This is a genomic window from Janthinobacterium sp. SUN100 (genome assembly GCF_030397705.1).
Classification (GTDB): Bacteria; Pseudomonadota; Gammaproteobacteria; order Burkholderiales; family Burkholderiaceae_D; genus Janthinobacterium; species Janthinobacterium kumbetense.
Genome location: NZ_JAPUBU010000007.1, coordinates 105,270 through 119,273 on the forward strand (window position 1 = coordinate 105,270; position 14,004 = coordinate 119,273).

11 protein-coding genes and 2 riboswitches are annotated in these 14,004 nt (G+C 62.3%); of the genes, 4 read left to right on the top strand and 7 right to left on the bottom strand.

Annotation, left to right across the window (positions count from 1 at the left end; genetic code table 11):
* The first annotated feature begins 6 nt into the window (after positions 1-6).
* Both O0881_RS27375 and O0881_RS27380 read left to right on the top strand, forming a co-directional pair.
* Positions 7-756, top strand: a complete 750-nt coding sequence (locus tag O0881_RS27375) for a pseudouridine synthase (protein ID WP_034752263.1) — start codon at positions 7-9, stop codon at positions 754-756.
* 152 nt (positions 757-908) lie between these two features.
* Positions 909-1,673, top strand: coding sequence for a PilZ domain-containing protein (locus O0881_RS27380; protein WP_289913817.1), 765 nt, complete (start codon positions 909-911; stop codon positions 1,671-1,673).
* A gap of 177 nt (positions 1,674-1,850) precedes the next feature.
* Here the strand turns inward: O0881_RS27380 and def are convergent, their stop codons facing one another.
* The 7 genes from def to O0881_RS27415 form a co-directional block, all read right to left on the bottom strand.
* Positions 1,851-2,387 carry a peptide deformylase gene (gene def / locus O0881_RS27385; protein ID WP_076569759.1) on the bottom strand — a complete coding sequence of 179 codons (537 nt, stop codon included), beginning with the start codon at positions 2,385-2,387 and terminating at the stop codon, positions 1,851-1,853.
* Complete coding sequence (galU, locus tag O0881_RS27390) at positions 2,384-3,277, bottom strand: UTP--glucose-1-phosphate uridylyltransferase GalU (RefSeq protein WP_077403348.1); 894 nt, start codon at positions 3,275-3,277, stop codon at positions 2,384-2,386. Before galU ends, def begins: the two co-directional genes overlap by 4 nt.
* 24 nt (positions 3,278-3,301) lie before the next feature.
* Entirely contained in the window at positions 3,302-5,668 is a 2,367-nt protein-coding gene (gene ligA, locus O0881_RS27395; RefSeq protein ID WP_289913819.1) for an NAD-dependent DNA ligase LigA, read from the bottom strand.
* A gap of 14 nt (positions 5,669-5,682) precedes the next feature.
* Complete coding sequence (locus tag O0881_RS27400; protein ID WP_289913820.1) at positions 5,683-6,846, bottom strand: cell division protein ZipA C-terminal FtsZ-binding domain-containing protein; 1,164 nt, start codon at positions 6,844-6,846, stop codon at positions 5,683-5,685.
* The gene (gene smc, locus O0881_RS27405) at positions 6,843-10,370 is read right to left on the bottom strand and encodes a chromosome segregation protein SMC (protein ID WP_289913822.1); all 3,528 of its coding nucleotides are present in this window, start codon (positions 10,368-10,370) and stop codon (positions 6,843-6,845) included. Before smc ends, O0881_RS27400 begins: the two co-directional genes overlap by 4 nt.
* A gap of 190 nt (positions 10,371-10,560) precedes the next feature.
* Positions 10,561-11,196 (bottom strand): phosphatase PAP2 family protein, encoded by a 636-nt coding sequence (locus O0881_RS27410; protein ID WP_289913824.1) that lies wholly within the window; start codon positions 11,194-11,196, stop codon positions 10,561-10,563.
* A gap of 147 nt (positions 11,197-11,343) precedes the next feature.
* Entirely contained in the window at positions 11,344-11,916 is a 573-nt protein-coding gene (locus O0881_RS27415) for an ATP-dependent Clp protease proteolytic subunit (RefSeq protein ID WP_289913826.1), read from the bottom strand.
* A 169-nt stretch (positions 11,917-12,085) separates the two neighbouring features.
* A riboswitch (glycine riboswitch) is annotated at positions 12,086-12,172 on the top strand.
* 28 nt (positions 12,173-12,200) lie between these two features.
* Positions 12,201-12,306: riboswitch (glycine riboswitch) on the top strand.
* Between the two features lie 74 nt (positions 12,307-12,380).
* On the opposite strand from O0881_RS27415, the gene gcvT reads away from it, so the two are divergent.
* Both gcvT and gcvH read left to right on the top strand, forming a co-directional pair.
* Positions 12,381-13,502 carry a glycine cleavage system aminomethyltransferase GcvT gene (gcvT, locus tag O0881_RS27420; RefSeq protein WP_251349130.1) on the top strand — a complete coding sequence of 374 codons (1,122 nt, stop codon included), beginning with the start codon at positions 12,381-12,383 and terminating at the stop codon, positions 13,500-13,502.
* Positions 13,503-13,573: 71 nt separating this feature from the next.
* The gene (gcvH, locus tag O0881_RS27425) at positions 13,574-13,954 is read left to right on the top strand and encodes a glycine cleavage system protein GcvH (RefSeq protein WP_077403327.1); all 381 of its coding nucleotides are present in this window, start codon (positions 13,574-13,576) and stop codon (positions 13,952-13,954) included.
* The last annotated feature ends 50 nt before the right edge of the window (positions 13,955-14,004 follow it).

The window sequence follows — 14,004 nt, forward strand, 5'->3', positions numbered from 1 at the left end:
AACAACATGACCGAAGAATTATTACGCTTGTCCAAACGCATGTCCGAACTGGGCCTGTGCTCCCGCCGTGAAGCCGATGAATGGATCGCACGTGGCTGGGTCCGTGTGGATGGCAAGGTGGTGTCCGAGCTGGGCAGCAAGGTCTACCCCAGCCAGCGGGTCACCGTGGAACGCCAGGCGGCGGCCGAGCAATCGAAGCGGGTCACCGTGCTGATCAACAAACCCGTCGGCTACGTCAGCGGCCAGGCCGAAGACGGCTACACGCCAGCCGTGGCCCTGATCAAGGCGGAAAACCGCTGGGCGGAAGACCGCAGCCCGGAACAATTCCACCCCACCCAGCTGCGCAGCCTGGTGGCAGCGGGCCGCCTGGACATCGATTCCGTCGGCTTGCTCGTCCTGACGCAAGACGGCCGAGTGGCCAAGCAGCTGATCGGCCACGATACCGATATCGACAAGGAATACCTGGTGCGCGTGAGCTACACCAAGGGCGGCACCCTGCCCGACAGCGAACTGAAAAAGCTCAACCACGGCCTATGGCTCGACGGCAAACCGCTGCTGCCGGCCAAGGTGCGCTGGCAAAATGAAGACCAGCTGAGCTTTACCTTGCGCGAAGGCAAGAAACGCCAGATCCGCCGCATGTGCGAAGCCGTCGGCCTGAAAGTGCTGGGCCTGAAACGCGTGCGCATCGGCAAGGTCAAGCTGGGCGACTTGCCGACGGGCCAATGGCGTTACCTGAGCGCGGACGAACAGTTTTAAGCGACGGCATCAAGGTGGCATGCCGCGTGGCATGCCAAGCCATATAAGCAACAGGAATATAGTGATATAAAAACAATTATTGTGATTTACTTAGTAAATATTGCTTTAAACCTATACACTATTCCCCATCAGAACAAAAGAGATACGCTGTCGTGAACGATCCCATCCCCAATCCCCTGCGCAAAGGCGCGCCCAGCCTGGCTGACGTGGCCGAGCCGATGGCGCCAGGCACCAAGCCGCACCATATGAGCGATCCGTGGGATATCGGCGAAACCCTGTGCAGCCTGGCAGACAACGGCGACGCCATTTCCATCTACCCGGCGGGCGGCGAAGACGTCATCATGGCGCGCATCCTGTCCGTCGACGACGACTTGCCGCAATTCGTGCTGGAACTGAATGAAGGCGCCACCCTGCCCGAAGGCGGCGCCACGTTTGTGTCGTGGGTGCAAAGCGCCAAGTTGCAATTTACCATCAATGGCGAATGGGAAGCGTATCCCGAGCGGCCGAACGTGTATCTGACGAACTTCCCCAGCCATTGCCTGGTGCTGGAACGGCGCGAATCGGCACGCCTGGAAACGCCGCTGGGCGTGTACTACCTGGCCGCCTTCGTGCTCGAGGGCCGTCCGTATGAATTGCAGCTGTATGATTTCTCGGCCGGCGGCATCGGCATGCGCGCCCATCCACGCGACACGGTAGGCCTGTACGTGGGGCGCAAGCTGTCGCGCGTGCGCCTGGAGCTGGGACCGAACAAGGTCATGATCGCCGACCTGGAAATCCGCCTGTCGCGCACCTTCCGCTCCTTCCTGCTGGGCGAGCAGGTGCAGATCGGCTGCCGCTTCCTGAACCTGACGGAAGCCATGCAGGATGAATTGAAAGTACTGCTCGATAACCTGGGCAGCAGCCGCAAGGTGCGCTAGTTTCGCTTCACGCATGAAAAATGGCCGCCCAGCTGATGCTGCGCGGCCATTTTTTGTTTAACAGCCAAAGTCACGAGGCGCCTGAAAAACGTTCAGGGCAAGGCGCATTGCCGAAGACAGTACGAAGAGTACGGCGAGGCAATGCAACGCCGCCATCGGCGTTTTCTCAGCCGCCGATCAGTCGTCGTCGTTTGGATCTAAATCCGGAAACATGACTTCCGTATAACCGAATTGCGTAAAATCAACGATACGCATCGGATACAAAATGCCATGCAAGTGGTCCACTTCATGCTGCACCACGCGCGCATGGAAACCGTCACAGTCGCGGCTGATGGGCTGGCCGAACTGGTCCACGCCTTCGTAGTGCAGCTCGCTCCAGCGCGGCACGCTGCCGCGCAGGCCGGGCACGGACAGGCAGCCCTCGAAACCCTCTTCCTTGCGTTCCGACAAAGGCGTCAGCACAGGGTTGATCAGCACGGTTTCCGGCACTTGCGGCGCATCGGGGTAGCGCAGGTTCTGCTTGAAGCCGTAGATCACCAGCTGCAGGTTGACGCCGATCTGCGGCGCCGCCAGGCCCGCGCCATTGGCCGCATGCATGGTGTCGAACATGTCGGCGATCAAGGCGTGCAGTTCGGGCGTATCGAATTCACGCACGGGCTCGGCCATGCGCAGCAGGCGCGGATCGCCCATCTTGAGGATGTCACGTACCGTCATTTTGTTTCCAGTGTCGCTTGCAGTTGTTGCAGATAGCTACGGAAAGCGGCGCCCGTTTCCGGATGTTTCATGCCCATCGCCGTCGTTGCCTTCAGGTAACCAAGCTTGGAGCCGCAATCATAGCGCTGCCCCTGGTAGCGGTAAGCCAGCACGCGCTCTTCGCGCATCAGGGCGGCGATGCCGTCCGTCAACTGGATTTCGCCGCCGGCGCCCGTGCCGATATTTTCCAGATGGTTAAAGATACGGCTGGTCAGCACATAACGGCCCACCACGGCCAGGGTTGACGGCGCCTCTTCGGGCGCAGGCTTTTCCACGATGGCCGAGACCAGCTCCAGGTCGGGCTGATAATTCTTTGCCGACACAATACCGTATTGCTTGGTTTCCGCGCGCGGCACGTCCTGCACGGCCAGCAGCGAGCAATTTTCATACTGGAAGACATCGGTCATCTGCGCCAGCACGGGGCGCACGCCCTCTTGCACATCCATGAAATCGTCGGCCAGCAAGACGGCAAACGGCTCGTCGCCGATCACGGGACGGGCGCACAGCACGGCATGCCCCAGGCCCAGCGGCGCCGACTGGCGGATGTAAATGCAATTGATATGCTTGGGAATGACGTTTTGCACCATGTCGAGCAACTGGCGCTTGCCGGCCGCTTCCAGCTCCGATTCCAGCTCGTAAGCCGTATCGAAATGGTCTTCGATGGCGCGCTTGTTGCGTCCCGTGATGAAGATCATTTCCGTGATGCCGGCCGCCACGGCTTCTTCCACCGCGTACTGGATCAGCGGTTTATCGACGATAGGCAACATTTCCTTCGGTTGTGCCTTGGTCGCTGGCAAGAAGCGGCTGCCCAGGCCGGCGACGGGAAAGACTGCTTTTCTGATTTTTTTCATGGGTCTTCTGTAATATTTTAAGAATTAATCCTGCGCGAGCAAGGCCAGCAAACCAGCCTCGTCGAGGATGGCCACGCCCAGTTCCTGGGCCTTGGCCAGCTTGCTGCCGGCGTCCGAGCCGGCCACGACATATCCTGTCTTCTTCGAAACAGAACCGCTGACCTTGCCACCGGCCGCTTCGATCAGTTCCGCCGCCTCGTCGCGGCTCATGTTGGGCAAGGTGCCCGTCAGGACGAAAGTCTTGCCGTCCAGCTTGCCGCCAGCGGCTGGCATTTCAGGCAATTGTGACAGTAATTCATGGCGCAGGGCGTCCAGTTGACCAAGCAGCTTGACATTGCCCTCATCGGCCAGCCATTGCGCCAGCGACTCGGCCACGGCGGCAGGCAAGCCCGCATGGAAGCTGGCGCCCTGCGCGGCCAGGCTGGCCAGGGTCACGCCCCGCTCCACCAGCTGCTTGCTGCGCGGCTCCGTCAGCTTCGGGATGCCGATGGCGGCCAGCAAGGTGGTTTGTTCGAGCTGCGTGCGCAGCTTGGCGCTGGGCGCATGTTCACCTTGCGGCGCGACGCCCGCGTCCAGCAACGCCTGCAGCGCCTGCTGGTTCTTTTCTTCGGCAAAGAAATCGGCAATCGACTCGGCCACCGTGCCGCCGATGTCGGGCAGCACGCGCAGCAAGGCTGCGGGCGCTTGCCGCACATACGCCAAGCTACCCAGCCACTCGGCCAGGGTCTTGGCCGTCGATTCGCCCACGTGGCGGATGCCCAGCGCGAACAGGAAACGCTCAAGCGGCGGGCGCTTGCTCGCTTCTATACCGGCCAGCAAGTTTTCCGCCCACTTGGTGGGAATCTTGCCTTGTTGCACTGTTTCTGGCGTCGAACCGTCGCGCTCGTCGGCGCGCACTTTCATTTCCAGCAATTTATCCAGGGTCAGGCTGTACAAGTCGGCCAGGCCATGCACGTATTCCAGTTCGACCAGGGTGTCGATATAACGTTCGCCCAGGCCTTCGATATCCATCATGCGCCGGCCCGCGAAATGGCGGAACGCTTCCTTGCGCTGCGCCGAGCAGAACAGGCCGCCCGAACAGCGGGCAATCGCCTCGCCCTCTTCGCGCACCACGTGCGAGCCGCACACGGGGCAGCTTTCCCGCATCTTGAACGGCGGCGGCGCCGGTTCCGGGCGCTTTTCCAGCACCACGGACAGCACCTCGGGGATCACGTCGCCGGCGCGGCGCACGATAACCGTATCGCCCACGCGCACATCCTTGCGCAGCACTTCATCTTCATTGTGCAAGGTGGCGTTGGTGACCGTCACGCCGCCCACGGAGACGGGCGCCAGGCGCGCCACGGGCGTCATGGCACCCGTGCGCCCCACCTGGATATCGATGCCCAGCACCTGCGTCAGCGCCTCTTCGGCGGGGAACTTGTGCGCCAGCGCAAAACGCGGCGCGCGCGACACAAAGCCCAGCTCCTGCTGGTCTTCCGTCGCGTTCACCTTGTAGACGACGCCGTCGATTTCATACGGCAAGGCGGGACGGCGCGCGCCGATGTCAGCGTAGTAATCGAGCAAGCCTTGCGCGCCCTGCACCACACGGCGCTCCTTCGACACGGGGATGCCCAGGGTTTCATACCAGTCCAGCAAGGCAGAATGCGACACGGGCATGGCGGCGCCATCGAGGGCGCCGATGCCGTACGCATAGAAACGCAGCTTGCGCTGGGCCGTGATGCGCGAATCGAGCTGGCGCAGGCTGCCGGCCGCCGCATTGCGGGGGTTGGCAAATTCCTTCTGGCCCGCTTCGCGCTGGCGTTCGTTCAGGCGGGCAAAATCGGCCTTGAACATCATGACTTCGCCGCGCACGTCGAGCAAGGTCGGAATCCGGTCGCCATGCAGGCGCAGCGGGATGCCGGAAATGGTGCGGATATTCGCCGTCACGTCTTCGCCCGTGGCGCCATCGCCGCGCGTGGCCGCCTGCACGAACAGGCCGTTTTCATAGCGCAGGTTGATCGCCAGGCCGTCGAATTTCACTTCGGCAGCGTAATCGACTTCCGCGCCGTCAAGGTCCAGGCCTTCGCGCACGCGGCGGTCGAAGTTGACGATATCGTCATCGGTGAAACCATTGTTCAGTGACAACATCGGCACCGTGTGCGTGACTTGCTCGAATTGCGGCAAGGGCGCCGCGCCCACGCGCAAGGTGGGCGAATCGGGCGTGCGCAATTCGGGATGGGCCGCTTCCAGCGCCTGCAGTTCGACGAACAGCTTGTCGTACTCGGCGTCGGGGATGGTGGGATTGTCGAGCACGTGGTAGGCGTGCAGATGCCGATTGAGTTCGGCCGTGAGTGCCAGGACGCGCTGGGCGGCATTCCGCTGGGCGGCGTCCTGGTTGATCGGATCAGTCATTGTTGCGGGATTCTTCAGCTAAATAAACGCAGGGCGCGGGTGGAACCGGCCGGAATGTCGGCCGCGTCCATTTCCTGGTAAAACTCTTGCACCTGGCCGGCGATCTCGGCCAGCGCCGCATCGGACAAGGCCTGGTTGTAATCGTCGACGATGGTGGCGTCCAGGCGACCCACCAGTGCCTTGGCGCAAGCGACCATGGCGCCGAAGCCGTCGCGCGCGGGCGCCACGCATGGCACGTCCAGCAGCAGGGTCAGGCGCGGCGTCGTTTCCTCGGCCAAGGTGACATTCGTCGACAGCGAGAACAGATAGCCGCCTTCGCCGTCCGGCATGACGAAACGGCCGTCCGGACGTACGTCGAAGCCCTGCTTTTCCAGCGCGAACAGCAAGGTGGAAATGGCCCATGGCGCGCCATTCGTGTGCAGGTTGACGCCCAGCTGGGCATCGTGACCGGCCACGAAGCGGTGCAGATTGCGCGCTTCGGCCATCACTTCCATCATGTCGGGCACTTCCGGCTCGGCGCCGATCTCGTCGGCGACGCCGCGCAGGCGCGTGACCAGTTCCGAGTATTCCAGTTCATTCAGGGCCGTGCTGCGGCTGGCCAGCTGCACGCCGCCCTGCATCTTGGTGTAGACACCGCCATGCGTGATCGGTTCCCAGTCGCCATTCACGTGCAAACCGATGAAGTGGACGGGCTTGTTGCCCACCAGGCGCAGGGTTTGCAGCACGGGCAGGATCTTGTCGCCACGCACGGGCGCTTCCAGCGACAAAGGCAGCAGGCAATCGATCAGCGGGTCGACCAGGCTGGTCGCCTGTTCGCTGGCGGCGCTGACTTCCGGCTGCGCCGGCGCGGCAGGAGCGGCGGGTGCGGGGTCGGCATCGGCCAGCGACGGTTCCGCATGCACGGGCGCGTCCGGCACCACGGCCGCCGGCGGCGCGCCGAACGACGGTTCGGCCTTGGCGGCGGGCGCCGCGTCGAAGCGCGGTTCCTGGCGCAGCACGGGTTCCTGGGCTTCCACGGCAGGGACGTCGCCCTCGCGCATCAGCACGTCGTCGTGGTCGGTGGAAAAAGCCCGTTCCACGCTTTTCTTGGCCTTGTATTCCTGCCATTTGTTGTACGAGAAAACACCGACGATAAAGACGCCGCCGGCGCCGAACAAGGTAATTTGAAGGTCTGTCATGCTGCTTGTGCCTCGGTTGCAAAATTTGCGGCGGACTCCATGTCCACCGCCACGATGCGCGATACGCCCTGCTCCTGCATCGTCACACCGATCAATTGATGGGCCATTTCCATCGCAATCTTGTTATGCGAAATGAAAAGGAATTGGGTCTGGTCGGACATGCGCTTGACCATGCGGCAGAAGCGTTCCGTGTTCGAATCGTCCAGCGGTGCATCGACTTCGTCGAGCAGGCAGAACGGCGCCGGATTCAGGCGGAACATGGAAAACACCAATGCGGTCGCGGTCAGCGCCTTCTCTCCACCCGATAACAGGTGGATGGTGGCATTTTTCTTGCCGGGAGGCTGCGCCATGACTTGTACACCGGAATCGAGAATCTCGTCGCCCGTCATGGTCAGCCTGGCCTGGCCGCCGCCGAACAGAATCGGGAACAGCTCGGAAAAGTGATGGTTGACCTTGTCGAACGTGTCTTGCAGCAAGTCGCGCGTTTCCTTGTCGATCTTGTGGATCGCGTCTTCCAGCGTGTTGATCGCTTCCGTCAAGTCGGCATTCTGGGCGTCGAGGAAATTCTTGCGCTCGGATGCCTGCGCCAGCTCGTCCAGCGCGGCCAGGTTGACGGCGCCCAGGCCCGTGATGGCGTTCGTCAGGCGCGTCACTTCGCCCTGCAGATACGATGGACGCATGTCCGGGTGCAGCTTTTCCGTCAGGGCCGCTTCATCGGCGCCCGATTCCAGCAGTTGCTGGGCGAATTGCTCCTGGTTCAGGCGCGCAGCCTGTTCCTTGAGCTGCATTTCCATGATCTTGTCGCGCTGCGGCTGCAAGCTGCGTTCCGATTGCGTGCGCGCATCTTCGGACAGGCGCAGCTGCTGCGTAATCTGATCGAGTTCGTGGCGCGCGTCCGCCAGCGCCCGCTCCTGCGTCGTGCGGCGTTCGAGCAAGTCCTGCAAGCCGTCGGCGGCCGCGCCGCTTTCCAGGTTGGCCAATTCCAGTTCGCCCGCCTGCAGACTTTCCGTCACTTGCTGCGCCTGCGTGCTGGCCGTGGCGATGTTGCGGCGCAATTCCTCGATCTTCGCGCGGTGGGCTTTTTCCGCGTATTCCGTATCCTTGGCGGCCCGCTCCAGGTCGCGCAAGGCTTCGCGCGCTTCGGCCAGACGCTGTTCCTTCTGCAGGAAATCCGTGTGGCCGTCTTCGTGCGCTTCCTGCAAGTTGCCCAGCTCCATGTCCAGCTGTTCGAATTTCTCTTCCGATTCCAGCTTGGTCTGCATCTGCTCCGCTTCCTGCGCGGCGATCTCGGCCAGGTCGGCGCCGATCTGCGTGCTGCGCTGGTTGAAACGCGCTTCCACTTCCGACAGTTTCACCACGTCCAGTTGCAGAGTATGCACGGAAGACGTCAGTTGCTGTATGCGCAAGCGCAAGTCGGACAGATTGCGCGTCAGGGTGGCAACGGCCGCATCGGCCCGCACGGAACGGGCGCGCGCCTCTTCGGCCAGCAATTGCTGGGCACGCAACTGCTTGCCGATATTGTCGATTTCCTGCTGGCGGCCCAGCATGCCTTCCTGCTCCGAATCGGCCGCATAGAAGCGCACGCTGGTGGCTGTCACGACGTGACCGGCGCGCGTGACGAAATAGCCGCCCGGCGGCAATTTAGCGCGTTCGGCCAGGGCTTCGGCCGCGTCTTCCACGGCATAGGCGTTGTACAGCCAATCCTGCAGCAAGCCGCGCAAGCCCGGATCGTTGAGTTTCAACAAGTTCAGGAACGGTTTCAGGCCGGCGATTTCCGGCAGCGGCAGGGGCGCCACCGTGGATGGCGCGTACAGGGCCAGCTTGGCCGGCGGCGCGTCGGCAAAGAAGGCCTTGGCCCAGTCGATGTTCGACAGTTGCAAGGCCGACGTGCGCTCGCGCAAGATCGACTCCATGGCCGCTTCCCAACCCGCTTCGATCTGCAGCTTTTGCCACAGACGCGGCAAGGTGTCGAGCTCGTGCTTTTTCAGCCAGGGCTGGACCTTGCCCTGCGTCTGTACCCGTTCCTGCAATTGTTTCAAAGCGGAAAGACGCGCTTCCAGCTGGGCATTCGCCGCCGTCTCGGCATTGACTTGCGCCTGCGCCTCGGCCCGTTCCTGCTCCAGCTTGGGTTGCTGCTCCAGCGCTTCTTCCAGGTAGAAACCCTGCTCTTCCAGGGTTTGCTGCTTTTCTTCCAATTGCAGCTTCAGGTTTTCCAGGTGGCTGCTGTCGGGCAGGCTGAGGCTGTTCTTTTCCTGCTGCAGGCGCTCGCGGCGGCTCAAGAGGCTGGCCAGGATGTTCGAGGCGTTGCGCTGGTGCGCCGATTCCAGTTCCAGCTGCTGCTGGGCCTGCATGATGCGCGCGCGCGATTCCGTGCTCTTGTTTTGCGCGGCGCGCCAGGCGGCGTCCAGCTCGGGCAATTGCTCGCCCTTCTGTTCCGCCATCATTTGCGATTGCTCAACCTTCGCAGCCAGTTCCTCGAGGTGGAATTCCGCCTCTTCGATCTGTTCCTGGTATTCGCCACCCTGGCTGGTCCACTGGTCGCGCTGGGCCGTCAGGGTGGCCAGCTGCGCCTGCAGGCGGGCGCGCGATTCGATGACGAATTTGATCTGCGCTTCCAGGCTGCCGATTTCCGCATTCGTCTGGTACAGATGGCCTTGCGCCGTATGCAAACGGTCGCCCACGGCAAAGTGCGCCTGGCGCATCTGCTCCAAGGTCAGTTCCACGTTGCGCAGCTTGGCCGTCTGCTCTTCCAGATCCGTCTGCGCCTGTTCCACTTCGCGGAAATAGCGCGTCTGCTCGTTTTGCGCCTCGTTCTTGCGCAGCAGCCACAACAGCTTCTGTTTTTCTTCCTGGTCCGCCTGCAAGGCGTGGAAACGGGTGGCGACAGCGGCCTGCGCTTCCAGCTTTTCCAGGTTGGCATTGAGTTCGCGCAAGATATCTTCCACGCGCAACAGGTTTTCGCGCGTGTCCTGCAGCCGGTTTTCCGTCTCGCGGCGGCGTTCCTTGTATTTCGATACGCCGGCCGCTTCTTCGAGGAAGACGCGCAATTCTTCCGGGCGCGATTCGATGATGCGCGAAATCATGCCCTGGCCGATGATGGCGTAGGCGCGCGGACCGAGGCCCGTGCCGAGGAAGATATCCTGGATGTCGCGCCGGCGCACGGGCTGGCCATTGATGTAATAGGTGGAGGTGCCGTCGCGCGTCAGGGTGCGCTTGACGGCGATCTCGGCGTACTGGCCCCACTGGCCGGACGCCTTGCCATCGTTATTGTCGAACACCAGTTCCACGGAAGCGCGCCCGGCCGGTTTGCGGTGGGTGGAGCCATTGAAAATGACGTCCTGCATCGATTCGCCGCGCAATTCCGACGCTTTCGATTCGCCCAGCACCCAGCGCACGGCGTCGATGATGTTCGACTTGCCGCAGCCATTCGGCCCGACCACGCCCACGAGCTGGCCTGGCACCTGGAAATTGGTGGGATCGACGAAAGACTTAAATCCCGACAACTTGATGGAAGAGAGACGCACGTGTTTTAGAGTTCCTGGCCTATGCTGGCGGTTATATTTGGGTGAACCCGGTTCATATTCAGTTCATGGCCACCTTGGCCACCCTTGCGGCAACAGTCTATCCACTCACCGCAGGGAGTGGTTCATCATACCATTTCCTGATGCTTTTCTGGCCAAAAAACCGCAGCGCCAGGCGCCGGCGTGCCCCGCCTTACGGGGCTGGGCGGCCATCCTGCGCCAGTTTCCAGTCTTCGCGGGAAAAAACACGCTCATGACCGGACAGCGCCAGGGCCAGTTTTTGCAGCCATTGCTCGGTCGGCATGGGCTCCGCCTTGAAGCTGAGCCCCACCATCAGCACGAGGCTGGCCAGGGCCAGCGCATGGCTGACGGCGATATTCACGGCGCCGCGGGCGCTCCACATGAAGCCCAGGGCCAGCGCCAGGCCCAGCACGCAGCCGCTGACGGCTTCCGACACGCTGTGCGCATGCACGACCACGCGCGAAATGGCCACCAGCACGGCAAAGGCCACGCCGACAAGCACGCCGGCATGGCGCCAGCGCGGTGCGGCCCGCTGCAGCAGCACATACATCAGCACGGGAAACACGGCGCCGGCGCGCATGGCATGGCCGCTGAAGCCCGTAAAATCGAGCGCGCTGCTGCCCACGCCCCAACTCATGAAGGCCAGCTTCGACAACACCACGAGGACCAGGCCGCCGCCGTACCACAGGCTCCAGCTGAGCACCAGGCGCCATTGGCGCGAGACGAGCAGCCACAGGGCAATCGCCACGCCAGCCGGCCCCATCACGGACATATCGGCCGCAAAAGAAATCCCATTCCACCAAGTCATCGCGCCTGCACTTATTTCATGATCAGCTTGCACTATGCCACGACTCTGCCCTGTTCCGCGCGGCTTTTGCTGTGCTGCAGCGAAGAATTACATTCGATTACAAACTTTCCACGCTGAAACCATCGGCCCGCCATGGCGCGGCAGGCGTCAGATATTCGTCAGGCGCTTGCCCTTGGGCGGCGCAAAGTCGCGGATCGATTCGATCATGCCCACTTCCAGCGCCTGGTCGGCCGTCAGGTGCAGGTCGGAATACGCATGCACCTGCCACTGCTCTTCCGTCAGGCTGACGTGGCCGCGCAGGATGCGCTCGGTACGCATGTCGTCGGCGCGCAAGCCCTCGACGATGATGCTGAGCGCGTCGGGGCGGGAACCGGGCGAGGCTGTCGCATGCGACTTGTGCACCATGAAGCGGGCCGTGTCGCTGGCATGGCGGCGCCGCCCCGCCAGGAACAGGGTGACGGCGATGGAGGCCACGGCGCCCGCGTTATAGGTGATGATGTCGAGCGGCAACTTGCTGAGGAAGTTGTACAGACAGATGCCGTCGCTGACGTAGCCGCCGTTCGACTGGATCAGGATGTGCGCGGTGGTGAGCTTGTCTTCCGTGATGTCGGCCGCGGCGTTGAAGACGCGCCGCACCATATCGCTGTTGACGTCGCCCGAGAGGGTAAAGTAACCGTGCTGCTCGGTGTTGTTTTGCGTCTCGCTTTGTGTAGTGTTCATGGCAGGCACCCGCAAGAAAGCCAGAATTTCATCATAGCGCATTCCCGCGCGTCCGGGCGCCCTTTTGCGACGTCTCCAGCCCCCTGACAGCCCCGCAAACCGGGGCTTTTGCTGCAATTTGGCAACGTCTTTTCAGATTGACAGAAACACCCTGCTGGCATATATTCCTCCCACTTGATCGGGAGAGGGCAAACCAGCGTTGCCGCCGAAGGGGCACTACCCAAAAACTCTCAGGCAAAAGGACCGATCAGGCGGACTGAAGCTGTTGCTTTGGCGACACGTTTCAGCTCAACTCTGGAGAGCGGCCGCGGCTATTGCCGGCGGCCCACCGAAGGGGCGCACGGGGCAAGCCCCCGTAATCTCTCAGGTACAAAGGACAGGGGGGTCAGTGATCACGCTGGAAAGCCGTGTTTGGCTATTCTATGTTTTGTTAACTCCCCTTTTACCTTCGTCCCGAGGAATCCATGACGCTCAAAGCGACCCCACTCAATAACGCCCACCGTGCCCTCGGCGCCCGCATGGTCGATTTCGGCGGCTGGGACATGCCCGTCAACTACGGCTCGCAAATCGAAGAACACAACGCCGTGCGCGGCGATGCCGGCATGTTCGACGTGTCCCATATGTGCGTGGTCGATATCGAAGGTCCGAACGTGCGCGCCTTTTTGCGCGGCTTGCTGGCCAACAACGTTGACAAGCTGCAAGTGTCGGGCAAGGCGCTGTACTCGTGCATGCTCAATGCCGAAGGCACCGTCATCGATGACCTGATCGTCTACTTCTTCAACGAAAACTGGTTCCGCCTCGTCGTCAACGCGGGCACGGCTGAAAAAGACGTGGCGTGGATGCAGCAGCAAAACACCAACACCAACAGCGGCCTGACGATCACCGAACGCCGCAATGCCAACAATCCGATGGCCCTGGTAGCCGTGCAAGGCCCGAACGCGCGCGCCAAGGTGTGGCAAGTGCTGCCGGAAACGCAAGCCGCCTCCGAAGCCATCAAGCCGTTCAATGTCGTCATCGTCAAGGACACGGCTTTCGGCGAAGTCATGCTGGCGCGCACCGGTTACACGGGCGAAGACGGCTTTGAAATCGGCGTGGCCGCCACCCAGGTGGAAGCGCTGTGGAACGCCCTGGCGGCGGCCGGCGTCAAGCCTGCCGGCCTGGGCGCGCGCGACACCCTGCGCCTGGAAGCGGGCATGAATCTGTACGGCCAGGACATGGATGAAACCGTCAACCCGCTCGACGCGGGCCTGGCGTGGACCATCGACCTCGTCAGCGAGCGCGACTTCATCGGCAAGGCGGCCCTGCTGGCCAAGGGCCAGAACGCGCAATTCGTCGGACTGATCCTGCGCGAAAAAGGCGGCGTGCTGCGCGCCCACCAGAAAGTCATCATCGCCGGCAGCGAAGCCACGGGCGAAATCACCAGCGGCACCTTCAGCCCGACGATGCAGGAAGCGATCGCGCTGGCGCGCGTGCCGAACGGCGTCGCCGTGGGCGACACCGTGCACGTGGAAATCCGCGGCAAGCAGCTGGCCGCTTCCGTCGTCAAGCTGCCTTTCGTGCGTAACGGTAAAATCCTGGCTGCGTAAGGTTTTATAGAGCCGCCCGCAAGACCGTACAACCATAATCAATAACGAACACTTACCATCTGGAGCCACACATGAACATTCCTGCAGACCTGAAGTACACCGCTTCCCACGAATGGGTACGCCTTGAAGGCGACGGCACGATCACCGTCGGCATCACCGAGTACGCGCAGGACGCCCTGGGCGACATCGTCTTCGTCGAACTGCCAACCGTGGGCAACACCTACGGCGCCGGCGACGACGCCGCCGTGGTGGAATCGGTCAAGGCAGCGAGCGACATCTACGCGCCGATCGCCGGCGAAGTCGTGGCCGTCAACGACGACGTGGTCAACTCGCCCGAGTCGATTAATGCCGACGCCTACGCCAACTGGCTGTTCAAGATCAAGCCAGCCGACGTGTCGGCCCTGGACGGCTTGCTCGACGCTGCCGCCTATGGCGCCACCACCGGCGCGTAATCGCGTTTGACTCACGGGCCGCAATCGCGGCCCGTTTGCATTTTTTCTGC